The organism is Chryseobacterium rhizoplanae (assembly GCF_900182655.1).
Taxonomy (GTDB): domain Bacteria; phylum Bacteroidota; class Bacteroidia; order Flavobacteriales; family Weeksellaceae; genus Chryseobacterium; species Chryseobacterium rhizoplanae.
The window spans coordinates 126804-143264 of sequence record NZ_FXTC01000005.1 but is presented as its reverse complement, the minus strand read 5'-3'; the positions used below and the strand labels follow the sequence as shown (position 1 = coordinate 143264).

Annotated in this window: 9 protein-coding genes; 6 read left to right on the top strand and 3 right to left on the bottom strand. The window is 35.6% G+C overall.

Features of this window, described 5'->3' with window-relative positions:
* Positions 1 to 389: 389 nt before the first annotated feature.
* Entirely contained in the window at positions 390 to 782 is a 393-nt protein-coding gene (locus tag FN817_RS13145) for a winged helix-turn-helix transcriptional regulator (RefSeq protein ID WP_142718343.1), read from the bottom strand.
* Between the two features lie 165 nt (positions 783 to 947).
* Between FN817_RS13145 and FN817_RS13140 the strand changes: the two genes are divergently transcribed.
* On the top strand, positions 948 to 2009 hold the full coding sequence (locus FN817_RS13140) for an NADH:flavin oxidoreductase (RefSeq protein WP_142718342.1): 1062 nt from the start codon (positions 948 to 950) through the stop codon (positions 2007 to 2009).
* A gap of 220 nt (positions 2010 to 2229) precedes the next feature.
* On the opposite strand, the gene FN817_RS23180 is transcribed toward FN817_RS13140, so the two are convergent.
* The gene (locus FN817_RS23180) at positions 2230 to 2394 is read right to left on the bottom strand and encodes a bacteriocin-like protein (RefSeq protein ID WP_157885757.1); all 165 of its coding nucleotides are present in this window, start codon (positions 2392 to 2394) and stop codon (positions 2230 to 2232) included.
* 190 nt (positions 2395 to 2584) lie between these two features.
* Positions 2585 to 3787 (bottom strand): C1 family peptidase, encoded by a 1203-nt coding sequence (locus tag FN817_RS13135; RefSeq protein WP_142718341.1) that lies wholly within the window; start codon positions 3785 to 3787, stop codon positions 2585 to 2587.
* Positions 3788 to 3961: 174 nt separating this feature from the next.
* Here FN817_RS13135 and FN817_RS13130 point away from each other — a divergent pair, with 174 nt between their 5' ends.
* The 5 genes from FN817_RS13130 to FN817_RS13110 all read left to right on the top strand — a co-directional run bounded on the left by FN817_RS13130 (position 3962) and on the right by FN817_RS13110 (position 16344).
* Positions 3962 to 4480 (top strand): RNA polymerase sigma factor, encoded by a 519-nt coding sequence (locus FN817_RS13130; RefSeq protein WP_142718340.1) that lies wholly within the window; start codon positions 3962 to 3964, stop codon positions 4478 to 4480.
* Positions 4481 to 4492: 12 nt separating this feature from the next.
* Positions 4493 to 6961 carry a vWA domain-containing protein gene (locus FN817_RS13125; protein ID WP_142718339.1) on the top strand — a complete coding sequence of 823 codons (2469 nt, stop codon included), beginning with the start codon at positions 4493 to 4495 and terminating at the stop codon, positions 6959 to 6961.
* Between the two features lie 120 nt (positions 6962 to 7081).
* The gene (locus tag FN817_RS13120; RefSeq protein WP_142718338.1) at positions 7082 to 8989 is read left to right on the top strand and encodes a vWA domain-containing protein; all 1908 of its coding nucleotides are present in this window, start codon (positions 7082 to 7084) and stop codon (positions 8987 to 8989) included.
* A gap of 64 nt (positions 8990 to 9053) precedes the next feature.
* A complete protein-coding gene (locus FN817_RS13115; RefSeq protein ID WP_142718337.1) occupies positions 9054 to 11822 on the top strand; it encodes a hypothetical protein in 2769 nt (922 codons plus the stop codon).
* A gap of 4 nt (positions 11823 to 11826) precedes the next feature.
* A complete protein-coding gene (locus FN817_RS13110) occupies positions 11827 to 16344 on the top strand; it encodes a TonB-dependent receptor plug domain-containing protein (RefSeq protein WP_167498862.1) in 4518 nt (1505 codons plus the stop codon).
* Positions 16345 to 16461 lie beyond the last annotated feature (117 nt).

The window sequence follows — 16461 nt, the reverse complement described above, 5'->3', positions numbered from 1 at the left end:
CTATATACTTACTTTTTCGTAATACACTTACCTTTTTGAAAGTACTCAATTATATTAAATAAAAAATGAAAGAAATCACTTCATTTTTGAGGTCCCGAAAATGGGCACTCATTATTTCAATACTATATGTAGGAACCGGAACATTGGCAGTATGTTCAGCTTACGGCAGTGATCTATTATATGGTGAATGGACCTTGTATGCTTTACTGATAACATTACCGGTATCAATTTTGAGTTTTGCGTTCAGATATGCTGAACCGAACATATTTCCTGTTTTATTGATTCAGTTTATTATGTTTTTGATTACATTTTTTATCTTGTCTCTATTTATAAAAAGTAAGCCTAAAAATTAATAGATGATTTGCAGAGTTATTTAAAGCAAACAGCTATCAAACATTGACAGCCTTATTATTTTTTACATCCTCATTCAAGAAAGCACAGTCTTTATCTTCATGCTGCCCTTTCACCTGATATTTCGCTTCCCATTCTTCCAGTAAATATAAAATCGGTAACAATGCCAATCCTTTTTCTGTAAGAGAATATTCCACGCGTGGAGGAAGTTCCTTAAACTCTTCACGGATCACCAGTCCATCAGTTTCCATTTCCCTCAGTTGATCAGTTAATACCTTTCTGGAAATGACATTAATGCGTACTGCCAGTTCTCCAAAACGTAATCTCCTGTCTTTAATAACAAGAACTATAATAGGCTTCCATTTGCTTCCTAAAGCGGCCATAGCCTTTCCCAGAGGACAGCTGTATTGCATTAATTCATTCTTTTTCATAGGAAAATCTTTATTTAAATATCATATGAAACCGGAATTTCATACGTTACTTTGATGTTACTAATGTAAGTTACTGCGAAGTTACCACTATTTTTTTAATAAAAGATACAAAAGTGAACTATTATTAGTTACTTTGTGTAACAATTATAAAATATAAATTTAAATATGAGCACATCATCATTATTTAAACCGTTTCAATACAAAAATTTACAGCTTAAAAATAGAATCGTAATGGCTCCTATGACCAGAGCACAATCTGACAATGGAGTTCCTACACAAAGTATCGCAGACTATTATGGGAGAAGAGCCGCTTCAGAAGTAGGGTTAATTCTTTCCGAAGGAACTGTGATCAACAGACCGGGATCAAAAAATATGCAGAATATTCCGGATTTCTATGGAACAGAAGCTTTGAACGGATGGAAAAATGTTATCGATACTGTACATCAGAATGGAGGTAAAATGGGACCTCAGATCTGGCACGTAGGAGATACAAGAATGTCTGAGGACTATCCTTTGGTTCCAATGGAAAAAGCTTCCACAATGACCATTGAGGATATTCAGGATACGATAGCACAGTTTGCAGCGTCTGCAAAATCAGCAAAAGACCTTGGTTTTGACTGTATTGAAATTCATGGAGCTCACGGATATCTTATCGACCAGTTTTTCTGGGAAGTGACTAACACAAGAACAGATGAATATGGAGGTAAAACACTAAAGGAAAGAGGCAGATTTGCTGTAGAGGTAGTAAAGGCTATCAGAGCGGCAGTAGGAGAGGATTTTACCATTATCATTCGTCTTTCACAATGGAAGCAGCAGGATTATAAAACCAGACTGGCATTTACTCCTAATGAAATGGAAGATTGGTTATTACCATTAAAAGAAGCCGGTGTAGATATTTTCCACTGTTCGCAACGTCGTTTCTGGGAACCTGAATTTGAAGGTTCTGATTTAAACTTTGCGGGATGGGCAAAAAAAATTACAGGACAGCCAACTATTACAGTAGGTTCTGTAGGGTTGAACGGAGATTTCCTTAACGCATTTGCAGGACAAGGAACAGAAAAAACAGATCTTACAGAATTGATCAGAAGACTTGATAATGAAGAATTCGATCTTGTTGCGGTAGGAAGAGCGATTTTACAGGATTACCAGTGGGTACAGAAGATCAAAGACGGAAACACAGAAGCTCTTCTAGATTTTTCAGCAGAAAGTATGGGCGTTTTATTTTAATATCAAAATGAATGGTGAATTCACTTCGCGGTCAGTTTTTAACAGCATAATTTATTGATCTGCGAAACAGAATTGACGATTCAATCTGGTATTAATCAGCATAATTCACTTTATTTTATATTTAATTTTCACCTATTTATTAAAGAACCCGATTTCAGAATTTCTGAGATCGGGTTCTTATTTGTTTTATAAACAACTTCTAAAGGCTTTGAAGGTCATTTTATAAGAATCTGCATCCTGTTGCCGCTGGTTCGCATGACCAGTAGGCAGGAACTCCATTTTCAGCTTTGTGGCGGCAGGCAACAGTATCTCCTTCACATTGTGGTGCATTTCCTCCGATAATGTTTTTTAATGTCGATTTTGTTAATTTCTTTAGATTTTTCATGTTAATTAATTTGTTGATTCATACAAATATAATATTTTTTGTAAATCAAACAATATTTTGCACTAAAATGGGAAATATATTTTTTCAAATGTTATATTTTAAAACAAACCCGCTTCCGGAATTTCCGAAAGCGGGTTTTAACAGATTTAAATATCTAAAACTGCCCCTTTAAATGGCAGAAATGATTTCTTTACAAACCAATATTCTTAGTTGGCTTCAATTGCTTTAAGATGCTTTTTGGAATCGCATTTTTGTGAACAAGAATTGCTGTTGATTTATATTCAACATAAGGTCTTGTTACGTAAATATATCCTGCAAAATCATTGGTTACTCCCCATGAATTCTTCACCATATAATATTCTTTACCAGTTTGGTCTTTTGCCAGACCTACGATATGCATACCGTGATCATCCGTTGTAGAAAGATTGTTAAGAGCTTTTTGGCGGATATCTTCAGTGATCGTTTTATCTTTTTTAGGCTCAGTAAACAAAGTCTGTTTGTTCTCAGCAGTAATCTGATCAAGATCGATGTCAGGAACATAAGCCACACCGTTTTTGTAAGAGAAATAAGGTTCAGAAACATCAGTTGCCCAACCTACAGAATATCCCTTATTTACAGCATTGTCAATGATTGCTGTAAGATCTTTCATCGGTACATTCCAGTCAGAATCGTGGCTCCAGTTATCAGGAATCGGAACAACAAATTTCTCATAATACGCATAATCTTTGTAAGAAGATAATTCTACATAATCTTCAGGGTTAATTCCTACCACTTCCTTTGCAAATGTTTTCGGAGTGTAGTTTTTCCCTTCATACGTAAAGCTAGCAGGTACTTTTCCTAAATATTCATCAAGAATAGCATCTACAGAATCCATCCAGTTATCCGTCAGTTTTCCGTTTGCAGAAGCTTGAACAAGACTGTCAAGAACCGGCTTCAGTTTCCCCTGCATTTCCTTGAAGTTGTTGGTAGTTTGTCCTGCTTTTAACCCTGAATACACATCCTGGGGAACAGCTCCATACTTTTTGTACATATTAATTACGTCGTGAAGTTCCCCTCCGTCACCCCAACTGATTGCTCCATTATTTAAAACATATAATTTTGCTTTATCATGATATGAGTTTCTCGCTGTAAAAATTTCGGCAAGATCTACAGGTTTTTTGCCCATTCTCTGCATTTCAGATTCAAGGAATGAATTTCCTGAGTAGCTCCAGCAAGTTCCTGATGAACCCTGGTTCTTTACAGAAGTTGCGCCAACGTCCTTTAACGTTGTGAACTGAAAATTAGCATTTTGTGATTGGTTGTTTTTTAACTTGTTGATTAAGTCATCTTGGGCAAACATCATACTTCCTGCAGACAAAACAAAAAGTAATGATGCAATTTTGGCATTTTTCATTACTATAAAAAGATTATTTATATTAAGAGTCGTTGATAATAGAGATTTGTTACAGAGGGAAAAGTTAAATTTGAAATGAATAAAAATTGCTTTTTTGCTATTTTTCTAAAAAAAATGATCATGTTTCCAACCCCGGCAAAAGTTTCTGCATCTATAATAATATAACTCCTGACTATGGAACAAGAATTATTACTAGAATGCCAGCGTAGCGACCGCAATGCACAGCGGAAGGTCTACGAGAAAATGGCGGGCAGGCTTTATGCAGTCTGCAGACGCTATTTGAAAAACGACGAAGATATAGAAGAAGTATTGGCCGATACGTTCTATAAAATCTTCACGAAAATTACCCAGCTTCAAAATGCTGATACCTTTGAAGCATGGGCAAGAAAGATTGCGGTGAACGAGTGTCTGCAGAAATTAAGATCTAATAAGGGACTACTGATTTCTCTTGAAGAGAATTTCATAGATCATTCTGAAGGAACCACAGAAAACCTTTCTCTGGAAAAAGATATTCTGAGTTTACTAAACTTCCTTCCTGAAGGCTGCAGAGCGATTTTTAACCTTTTCGCTATTGAAGGATATCCTCATAAAGAAATAGCTGCTATGCTTTCCATCAGTGAAGGGACTTCAAAATCACAGCTCAATTTTGCAAGGAAAAAACTGCAGGAACTTTTAGTGAATCAAAACATTTAAACTTTTACAACAATGGAAAATAATCATATAGATCAACAATTCAATGAAGCTTCCAAGCTTTCAGAAGAGCCAACTGTTTTTCCTGGTTTTGAGAAAGTGTGGGGGAAGATTGAAGAGAAATTAGATGAAAAAGAAGAGAAAAAGAGATCCATTCCTATCTGGATGCCATATGGTATTGCTGCAAGCCTGGTAATTGGTTTAGGAGCTTTTTACTTTATCAATAAAAAAGAAACTGTAGAACCTTTACAACCTGTAATTGTAAAAAATACAACTTTAAGAGGTCCGGTTACCAAAACAGATATAGCAAAAATAGATAGCACTATAAAAAATAATATTCAGAAAGAGAAGAAGATTGTTAAACCTGCAGAAAATCTGGCTGTCAATCCGGATCCTATCAAATACTCTGTGACTATTCCTCCACCTCAGGCTTTACCAATTCCTGTACCTTCAGATCGTGTGTATCAACCGGTAATCTCTGAATATTATACTGAAAGAGAAACCAATGCTGATAAAAAAGCACCTTATATTTCTTCTGGTCAGAGAAAAGATACCAATCAGGTTAAAAGTATTGAAGAGGTTGTTGTAATGGGATATTCAAAGACAGTAAAAAGAAATTATGCAACAACATCCAGTGCCATAACAAGTAGTTCTGTCAGTAATCTGCCACAATCTACCACTTATACATCATTACAGGGAAGTACTCCGGGAGTACAGATAAGCACTTCATCGGGTAATAAAAATAAGGTTAACAATATTAATCAAGGATTTCTTAGTAACAGTAACCCGATCCTGATCAGAGGGGCTGCTTCTGTTTCACCAGGAAATGCCCCTTTATATGTAATTAACGGAATATTGACAAAAGCTGATGACTTCAAAAATTTAGATCCTAACAGAATTGAAAGTGTGAATGTCTTAAAAGATGGTTCTGCTACAGCAATCTATGGAAGTAAGGCAGCAAATGGAGTAGTTGTGGTAACTACCAAAGATCTTTCAAGAAGGGAAAGAAAAAGAATGAAAAAACTTCAGAAAGCAATTAATAATCAACAGCAGGTTTCGCCAGTGGCTCCGAATGATGAAAGTTATGATGCCTTTGTTGAGAACCCTTTTGAACTCACACGAAGCCAGCCGTTGTCTACTTTTTCTATTGATGTTGATAATGCGTCTTATTCCAATGTAAGAAGAATGATCAATAATGGGCAGGTAATTGATAAAAATGCAGTAAGAATCGAAGAGATGGTTAATTATTTTAAATATGATTATCCACAACCTCAGAATGGAGATCCTTTTTCAATTAATACCGAATACAGTGAATCTCCATGGAATCCAAAGCATAAATTACTTAAAATAGGACTTCAGGGGAAGAATATTCCAATGGATCGTCTGCCTGCCTCAAACCTTATTTTCCTTATTGATGTTTCAGGCTCAATGAATGCTGAAAACAAATTGCCCCTGTTGAAGTCTTCCTTTAAAGTTCTGTTGAATCAGCTCAGACCCAAAGATAAAGTGGGAATTGTAGTGTACGCAGGCAGCGCAGGAATGGTTTTAACGCCTACGTCAGCAGCAGAAAAAGATAAAATTATAGAGGCATTGGATCATCTTCAGGCAGGAGGAAGCACAGCTGGTGGAGCAGGAATTGAACTGGCCTATAAACTGGCACAGGAAAACTTTGTGAAAGATGGTAATAATCGTGTCATTATCGCAACGGATGGAGATTTCAATGTAGGAATGTCTTCAACCTCAGATCTTCAAACGCTGATTGAAGATAAAAGAAAATCAGGAGTTTTTCTTACCTGCCTTGGTTTTGGAATGGGCAATTATAAAGATAATACCCTGGAAACCCTTGCAGATAAAGGAAATGGAAATTATGCCTATATTGATAATATGCAGGAAGCAAATAAGTTTCTGGGGAAAGAATTTGCAGGAAGTATGTATGCCATAGCCAAAGATGTCAAGATTCAAATTGAATTTAATCCTGAATATGTAAAATCATATCGTCTTATCGGTTATGAGAACAGAAAACTGAAAAACGAAGATTTTGTCAATGATAAAATTGATGCGGGGGAACTTGGAAGCGGACATACCGTTACAGCTTTATATGAAGTGATTCCTGCAGATGTACAATCAGATTTTGTTCCCAAAAACACTAATTTGAAATATACCCAGAATACCTCATCGAAAGAATTTGGAGATGAATTGGCAACCATAAAATTCAGATATAAAAAACCAGATGGAAATACCAGCCGTGAGATCAGTAAGATTGTTAAAAATGATGACAGCAGGATATCTTCAGCAAGTCCGGATTTTAAATTTGCTTCATCCGTAGCATGGTTTGGTTTGGTACTCAGAAATTCGGAACTGATTACGAGAAAAGATCTTTCTGATATTGAGAAACTGGCTAAAGAAGGGAAAAATAAAGATGAGGAAGGTTACCGTTCAGAATTTATTAGGCTGATAGAGAGTTATAAAACAGTTCAAAAGTGATTTTAAGAAGAGAGATTTCTTTGGAAATTTCTCTTCTTTATTTAGAAAAAATCGGTTTATCAAATATTTATAGATCAGTTTAAATTTATTTTAATAAATTCCTCCCGAAATTTGAAAAAGATGAGAAAAATTGTAATAACCATGCTAGGGCTTGTTGCATTGACAAGCTGTAAAACTCAAAAAAACACTGAAACAAACAAAGGACCAAAGACTTACAGTTTCAGAAAAGATAAAGATCAGGATGGAATTCCTAATAAACTGGATAAATGTCCTGATATTGCCGGTCCGGTAGAAAACGAAGGCTGTCCGTGGGTAGAATCTGATGGAGATGGTGTTATTGATAAAGATGATGCGTGCCCTACAGTGGCAGGACCTCCCGAAAATAACGGCTGTCCATGGCCGGATACAGATGGTGACGGTATTCTGGATAAAGATGATGCCTGTCCTACAGTTCCTGGAATGCCGGAATATAATGGCTGTCCGAAACCAAAATCAGTTACTGCAATGGAAGTAGAAAGTTCCAGATCATTCCATGAATCAGGAAAGGTTTATAACTATCAGGTTGGAGACAAAAAAGAGGTTCAAAAGCCAGCAAAAACTGATGAAAATATTGATTATAATAATGAGGAATATGCAGGATTTGTGGAAAATGCATTTGAGCTGACCAGCCGCCAGCCTCTTTCTACTTTCTCTATTGATGTAGATAATGCTTCCTATTCCAATGTCCGAAGAATGATCGAATATGGACGGGAAGTTGATAAAAATGCAGTGAGGGTAGAGGAGATGATCAATTACTTTAAATATGATTATCCACAGCCTGCAAACAATGATCCTTTTTCAATTAATACCGAATATGGCAACTCTCCATGGAATCCAAAGCATAAGCTGCTGAAAATAGGCCTTCAGGGAAAAAATATTCCGATGGATGGTCTGCCTGCATCCAATATTGTTTTTCTTATTGATGTTTCAGGTTCAATGAGTGCGGAAAACAAACTGCCATTGTTGAAGTCTTCTCTTAAAGTTTTGCTGAAACAGTTAAGACCAAAAGACAAAGTAGGAATTGTAGTGTACGCAGGTAGTGCAGGAGTGGTTTTACCCCCAACTTCAGCAGGAGAAAAAGAAAAAATTATTAAAGCGCTGGATAATCTTCAGGCAGGAGGAAGCACAGCCGGAGGAGCAGGAATTGAACTGGCCTATAAACTGGCGAAGGAAAATTTTATCAAAGGAGGAAACAACAGAGTGGTTCTGGCAACAGATGGTGACTTTAATGTGGGTGCTACTTCCAATACTGATATTGAAGCCTTAATTACAGAAAAAAGAAAAACAGGGATTTTCCTGACCTGTCTTGGTTATGGAATGGGTAATTATAAAGACAACACAATGGAAACTCTTGCAGATAAAGGAAACGGAAACTATGCCTATATTGATAATATGCAGGAGGCCAATAAATTTTTAGGAAAAGAATTTGCAGGAAGCATCTATACTATTGCTAAAGATGTCAAGATTCAGATTGAATTCAATCCTAAGTTTGTAAAATCTTACCGTTTAATAGGCTATGAAAACAGGAAGCTGAGAAATGAAGACTTTGTCAATGATAAAATTGATGCCGGAGAATTGGGAAGTGGACATACTGTTACTGCATTATATGAGATTATTCCTGCAAATGTAGATTCAGAATTCATTCCTAAAGAAACAAAATTAAAATACTCTGAAAAATCAGTTACAAAGAGATTCGGAGATGAGCTGGCCACTGTGAAATTCAGATATAAAAAGCCTGATGGTGATAAAAGTATTCAGATCAGTAAAGTGATTAAAAAAGAAAATCAATCTGTCTCAATAAGTCCGGATTTTAAATTTGCTTCTTCAGTAGCTTGGTTCGGTTTGGTACTCAGAAATTCGGAACTGATTACAAAAAAAGATCTTTCTGATATTGAGAAATTGGCTAAAGAAGGGAAAAATAAAGATGAAGAAGGCTATCGTTCAGAATTTATTAGGCTGATAGAGAGTTATAAAGCAATTCAAAAATAATTCATAAAAAAGAAATTTCCCCGGAAGTTTCTTTTTTTTATATTTTTAAGCATACTAATCACCGATGAAAAAGAATTATCTGCTGTTGCTGCCGTTTACCATTACTTTATTACAGGCGCAAAATTCACAATTATATTACTCTGGAAAATTTTTAACAACTAAAAATAAAGCACAGAACTTTTTAAAGGTTTCTAATAAAAACAGTGGAGTTTATGAACTGACTGACGAGGAAGGATTTGCAATTATTGCTGCCAAACCTTATGATACCATTTCGTGGAACCAAGGCAAAAATACTCATGTTATTTCTACTTATGAGCTCAGGGAATTAAAAGCTATTCTGGAAAATCAGACTTCCAATAAAAATGTAGAAAATATTTACAGTAAAGCCTATGACAGTCTGGTTTCAAAAGAAACAAAAGATGATTTCAGTATTGAAAAAACGAAGACCCGCTTGAGTAAAAGATCACATTCTTATTTTGATCAGATAAGAAGAGTAAAACAAAAGAATGACAGTATTTATATTGTAAAAAGACTCAATCAGAAAACATTACTTTTTAACGGAAGCTTTACCACATCCTTAGATATTAAAAACAGAAATGCTATTCCGGCAACTCAAAGTAAATATGTACAGGGAACATCAGAAAACGGAAATCTTGTCTGGAAAGGTCCTGAAACTAACGAAATGTTCAGTTTTGGACCGGATATTTCTAGCTTGAGATTTGATGGTCTGGCTTATGAGTATGATCAGAATGGAAGATTGATTCCCTGGATTGATGGGCTTCAGCGTGCCAGAAAATATGATAACAGCCTTTTTAAAACGACAGTAGGATACAACAATCAGTTGAATGTAAATGCTTTTATAAGAGAAGGTTACAATGAAAAAATCCGGTTGTCTTTGAATTTGGGTCAGCAGAAGAACCAGATGTATTTTATAGATCAGTTTGATATTGCCAATACCTTTAAAGCCAAATTGAATACAGAACTAAGCGGATATGCCATTAATTTTGCTTTTAATTACGAAGAAGACAAAGCCACCAATACCAATAGGATAGGGCTGTTCAACAGAGCGTATCAGAATTCCTTGCTGACACCCGTTTCTTTTTCAAATAGCCAAAATACTCTTCTGAGTAATGGTTTACAGAGAAGTTACAGCAAAGATGCAGACAATCCTTCATTCCTTTTTGAGCAGGATAGTAAATATCGCTATCAGAATAGGGATAGACTGTTTAGTTTTAATGTTGTTAAAAATTGGGATAAATTTAAATTGAATGTAAGCCAGTCTTATGAAAGCAGCAACATCCGGAACAAAGATCAGTATAAACCTTCTACTTCCGGTTTCAGCAACGGATTACTCAATGAAAGGGAACAAAACAACAGTTTGTATCATTCCAGCATATTAGGGTCCTATGCATTAGGAAACTATGATTTTAAAAATACATTCAGCCTGAATTTTATTCTGAACGATAGGAAATCGGATGTTTATAACAGTCTGACCCATCAGCAATACCGCTATCAGAGAACTTCACAGGATCATATTTTTAATTACAATATGGATATCCGTGATTATGTTTTTGAAGCAGGACTCAATCTTGGAAATTCTTTTTACATCTCCAACACCTCTCTGAAAAATAACTACTGGCTTCCCAAAGCTAATTTCTATGTGAGATTCAATAACATTTTCGATTGGTATAATTACAATTTTAAATTATTGGGAAGTTACACACAGTTGAGTTCCGAGCCGGAAATTACAAGATCATACGCTTCCTATGCAACAACTTTACTGAATGCGCAAAACTACAATCAATATTTCCCTGTACAGGAAGTGGAAAGCTTCAGAGGTTTATCCAATATCAATACCAGAGAATGGAAAGTGGGAGCCAGTCTTAACCTTGGTTATAATATAAGTGTGGAAGGAGAATATTTCAACAGAAAAAATACAGATGATATATTTCCTGTTTTTGAAAATAATCAGCTGAAATTAAAAAATATAGCAGATCACACGTACAGTGGATATGAATTCAATTTTGCTTATGACCGTTTGCGTTTGGGAGACAACTTTTACAGTGTTCAGAAAGTGTCATTTTTCAAATATAAAGATATCGTAGACAGGATAGCGTCCGGTTATCAGAATATTGCTGTTTCAGGATTTAAAGACATTTATAAAACACTGTCGGAAGGACAGGTTTTGGGAGCTGTTATGGGAAGCTACTTTGAAAGAAATGCTCAAGGGCAATTAATCATTGATGAGTCTGGATTTCCCAAAAAAGCAGACGGAATGAAAATAATCGCAGACCCTACACCGGATTTCGTGATGAAATTCACACATAGTTTTGCTTATAAAAACTTGTCCTTAGATATCAATTGGGAATGGAAAAAAGGTGGCCAGCTCTGGAACGGAACACAGGCGGTTCTTGACTATTACGGACGTTCTTCTGAATCAGGAGAAGACAGAAACATCAAAAATTATATTTTTCAGGGTGTACAGGCCAATGGAACGGCGAACCAGATTCCGGTAGATTTCTATGACCCCAATCTCAAAGTTCAGGAAAACCGATGGTCCAGATATGGCTACTTTGGTGTGGCTGAAAACTATGTTCAGAAGGCAGATTATATAAGAATCAGCAATATTTCACTGTCTTCGAGTTTTCCGATCAACTATGGAAAACAGAATATCAAGCTTACTTTTTATGTGAATAATCTGATGCTTTGGCAGGCCAATAAAGGAGCAGACCCCAATCAGAATTTTTATGATATGGATAACGGAAGAGGACTGGATTTTTTCAACCTTCCGTCTTTTAAAACATTCGGATGTATTGTTTCATTCAAATTTTAACCCCATGAATTTCAAATTTATATCATCATATATCATCTCGCTGAGCTTAATATTGTCAACGGTTTTTCTAAAAGCACAGCAACCATTTCAGGATTTTGAAAAAGAAAAAACCTATGTTCAGACCAATCATGTTTTTTATAAACCTGGTGAGGAAATGTATTTTAAAATATACGTTGTAAAAGGAAAAAACAACCTTCCTGCAGAAGACAGTAAAATTGTAAATTTTGAAATTATTGATCCCGCAGGAAGTGTTTTGAAAAAAATGAAATATGAAATTACCAATGGGTACGCCCAAGGGTATTTTAATTTTGATGAAGATATGAAAGGCGGAATTTATAAGATCAGAGCCTTTACCAACTGGATGCAGAATGAAGGAGGAAAAAATACCTTTGAGAAAGAAATTACCCTCCAGAAAATAGTATCTCCAAGAATATTAATGAAACTGGATTTTCCTAAAAAAGGATACGGTCCGGGAGATGAGGTGACAGCCGATTTTTCAATGAGAAGTCTGAGCAGTCTTCCCATTCCTTTTTATGAAGCGGATTATACGGTAATGATCAATGGCGAAACCATTTCAGAAGGGAAACTCATCACCAATAAAGAAGGTGAAAATCAATTGATTTTCAAGCTTCCGGAAGTATTGAAATCCTCTGATGGACTTTTGAATATTAAAGTGAATTTTGATGGATTTACAGAATCTATTTCAAGAAATATTCCCATTGTGCTGAATAATCTGGATGTGAAATTTTTACCTGAAGGAGGTACTTTTATCAATGGGATAGAACAGAATATTGCCTTTAAAATTCTGGATGAATTTGAAAAACCTGTAGACGCTGTTTTGGCTGTTTACAATCAGAATCATGAAAAAATAAAAGAAATTTCAGCCTATAATTTCGGGATGGGAAGCTTTCATTTTACCGCTAAAAAAGGAGAAACTTATTATGCAAAAGTTGTAAAGCCTGAAAGTAATACACAGACGTTCCATCTTCCGGTGGCAAAAGATGATGGTTTGGTTTTAAATATTCAGAATGAAAACAAAAAATTGACTTTTACCATCATTTCAACCCAAGAAAAAGCGATTACCCTGAAAGGAAATTTCCGCGGAAAAGAATGGTATACTAAAGATCTTCTAGTGAAAAAAGGCAGTAATTCATTGGAGATTGATGAAAAAGACTTCCCGATAGGAATCTGCAGATTTACCGTTCTGGAAAATAATATTCCTCTTGCAGAACGTATTGTTTTTACCAATAAAGAAAATCGGTTGAATATAAAGGTTAAGCCTGTAAAACAACATTATCTGCCGAGGGAAAAAGTAACACTGAACATCGAAACTACGGATGAAAATAACAAGCCTGTTGCTGCCAACCTTGGTCTGAGTGTGGTGGATGATAAACTATGGACATACGCTGATGACAAGCAGAATCATATCATTTCCTGGCTTCTGATGGACTCCGAGTTGAAAGGGAAAATTGAAAAACCACAGTTTTATTTCGATAAAAAAGAAGAAAAAGCAGATAAAAGTCTGGAGCTTGTTATGTTGACAAACGGGTACAGATATTTCGAGCTTATCCCGGAAAACATTACAACGAATAAGTACAAATATCTTCCTGAAAAGAAAAATACAATTTACGGAGTAGTAGAAGATGAAAACAAAAGACCGGTGAAAGCAGATGTTTTCCTTTTAGATACAGATAATAAAAAAATCCTTAAACAGGCCGCTGCAGAAAATGGACGTTTTTATTTTTCAGACCTGAATGCAGACAATTCATATAAAATTATAGCCAGATCTTCTCAGCCCAAACATCAGGTGAAAATCAGGATTTTGTCTTATAATTTGGATATTAACCCTTTAGTGAAGCAGAAGCTTTCCAATATTGATGTAGAAGAAATCGTAAAAGAAGCTGAAAGAAAAGAAGAGAAAAAGACAGAAAACAGAAATAATACCCAAACATTGAACAAACCCGGTCGATCAAATAAAGATACTATTCAGAATAAAAGGATTGAAGAAGTTGTTGTTTTAGGATACACTTTGAAAAAAGAGAAGGCCGCAGTTGCTTCTACAACAATAACATCTTCGATGGAAATTCAGAATCCCAATGTAACTTCATTGCTAAGCGGAAAAGTAGCAGGATTAACAATTACACCTGCGGGACAGTCGGCGGTCAGTGGACAGATAAAAATAAGAGGAGAAGCATCCATCACCAATAATAATCCACTATTCATATTAGACGGTACTCCCGTAGAAAACTTCAGCACCACTATAAACCCGAACGATATCAATAGTATTACCGTCCTCAAAGATGCTGCTGCTACGGCTATTTATGGTAGCAGGGCTACGAATGGAGTGGTAATCGTAAATTCATATAAAAACAACAGTTCAAAAATCAGTTTTGATATTACCCCGAAATCTTATATTGCTGTTGAAGCAGTGCCACATGGAAGGCTTATATCATATGCCGGATCAAGAGAATTTGCGTATCCGGAATATAAAACAACCAATACATCCTACCGTTTCGATTACAGAGAAGCACTTTACTGGAACCCGGTGGTAGAAACCGATAAAAATGGAAAAGCAAAAGTGGAATTTTATAATTCTGATGCCAACTCTACATTTAGAATTATGACAGAAGGTATTGCTGCCTCAGGACTTATAGGAAATGATGAAACTACCTATGCTGCACAAAGCCTTATCTCAATAGATGCTAAAATTCCACAATATCTGACAAGGACAGATCAGATGACGATTCCTGTTGTGATTAAAAACAATTCTTCGGAAATAAGGAAAATGACCATGGATGTTATTGTTCCCAATCATGTAAAACTGATCAGTTCTGACAGTTTAATTACCCTGAAACCATTGGAATCGGGAAGATTATTTGTCAAAATACAGACAGGTGAGATTGTAGATTCCAACATTCAGTTTACCATAAGATCCGGGGATTTCAGGGAAACAATGATTCTTCCGTTTAAAGTAGAAGAGAAAGGATTCCCATATAAATTTTCCATCATCAATAACAAAACGGAAGATATCAAAATCAATATTCCAGAGTATATCAACGGAAGCCTGTTTTCTTCATATTATGTATTTGAGAATACCGCCTTACAGATGTTTGCAGATATTGAACAGCTGAAGAAAGAGCCTTTTGGCTGCTTTGAACAGCTTTCCTCAACGGTATATCCTAATATTTTTATTCTGGATTATTTAAAATCAGTTAAAAAAATAGATACTGCAACTGAGAATCTGGTGGTTAAAAATATGAAAAAAGGGTTCCAGAAAATACTGAGCTATAAAAATAAAGACGGAGGTTTCGGATATTTCAGCGGCGAGGAATCAGATGTGGCGATTTCCGCATTTGCTTTATTAGAATTTACGGATTTAAAAAAATATGTAAACCCGGATGCAAAACTTATTCAGGGACTTTCCTCATTCATTTTATCCAAAAAGAATGCAAACGGATTATTTGAGGTAAGAAAACCTTATGAATCAAAAACGGAGTTTTCAGAATATTCCTGGTCAAGAAATATGTATGTGATATATGCTTTATCCAAAATTGGTTTTAAAAATGAAATAGAAGATTCCTTTGCAATAATGATGAAAAGAGCTTTGGCTACAAAAGATTCTTATCAGCTGGCTTTGCTTGCCAATACTGCCGCTCATCTCGGAAAACAAAGAGAATATGAGGATCTGATGAAGCTGCTGGACAAGCAGTATGAAGCGAAGAATGTAAAATCTAAAATCACTTTTACAGGTTCATGGGGAAGATCTGCAGATGCGGAAACCCTTTCGTTATATATCATGGCACTTCAGAAGGAGGAGAAACTGAACCAGTTGAAAATCGCAGAAGCTGCAGATCAGCTTATTAATTTCAATGGATATTACGGGTTCGGTTCTACTCAGGCCACAACATTGGCAATACAGGCATTGTCTGAGTTTTTCTCTAAAAATGAAAAGCTTTACGGAAATGAAAGGCCAGTTATCACTATCAATAAAGCAAATACTTATCCCAATATCAGTCTTTCATCAGCATATAAAGCCGGAGAAAATCAGATCAATATTCATTATCCAGCAAAAAATGGACTGCCTTATAAATTAGAATATCAATGTTATACACTTCAGGCACCGGAAAGCAAAGATATTCCTGTTACAATGGAGACAAAGCTGAAATCTGCAGTGTCGAGAGTAGGAGAGACCAACAGAATGACAGTAACGGTTAAAAACAAAATCAATGGACAGCTTCCAATGACCATTGCGAAGATTGGTATTCCTGCGGGCTTGACTTTACAAAATGCTTTGCTAAAAGACCTGATTGCTAAAAAACAGATTTCCTACTATGAAATCTTTGACAATTATCTGGTACTTTATTGGGAACATTTTAATGCGGAAGAAACGAAAACCATTAATCTGGATCTCAAAGTAGAGTTTGCAGGGACTTATACAGGTAAATCAAGCAGTGTATATCTTTATTATATGCCAGAAGCTAAATACTGGAATCAGGGAATATCGACGAATATTGAACCTTAAATTTAATTTTTTTAACCTTAAAACAGGCATTCTCAGGGATGTCTGTTTTTATTTTCTACCCTTGTCAAGGTTTAAAACCTTGACAAGGGTAGAAAATAAAAACTAAACTCATTCAAA

What these genes read in the sequence shown, in the direction of transcription:
- FN817_RS13145 (WP_142718343.1), bottom strand. Translation starts at nt 782, where the DNA reads ATGAAAAAGAATGAATTAATGCAATACAGCTGTCCTCTGGGAAAGGCT.
- FN817_RS13140 (WP_142718342.1), top strand. Translation starts at nt 948, where the DNA reads ATGAGCACATCATCATTATTTAAACCGTTTCAATACAAAAATTTACAG.
- FN817_RS23180 (WP_157885757.1), bottom strand. Translation starts at nt 2,394, where the DNA reads ATGAAAAATCTAAAGAAATTAACAAAATCGACATTAAAAAACATTATC.
- FN817_RS13135 (WP_142718341.1), bottom strand. Translation starts at nt 3,787, where the DNA reads ATGAAAAATGCCAAAATTGCATCATTACTTTTTGTTTTGTCTGCAGGA.
- FN817_RS13130 (WP_142718340.1), top strand. Translation starts at nt 3,962, where the DNA reads ATGGAACAAGAATTATTACTAGAATGCCAGCGTAGCGACCGCAATGCA.
- FN817_RS13125 (WP_142718339.1), top strand. Translation starts at nt 4,493, where the DNA reads ATGGAAAATAATCATATAGATCAACAATTCAATGAAGCTTCCAAGCTT.
- FN817_RS13120 (WP_142718338.1), top strand. Translation starts at nt 7,082, where the DNA reads ATGAGAAAAATTGTAATAACCATGCTAGGGCTTGTTGCATTGACAAGC.
- FN817_RS13115 (WP_142718337.1), top strand. Translation starts at nt 9,054, where the DNA reads ATGAAAAAGAATTATCTGCTGTTGCTGCCGTTTACCATTACTTTATTA.
- FN817_RS13110 (WP_167498862.1), top strand. Translation starts at nt 11,827, where the DNA reads ATGAATTTCAAATTTATATCATCATATATCATCTCGCTGAGCTTAATA.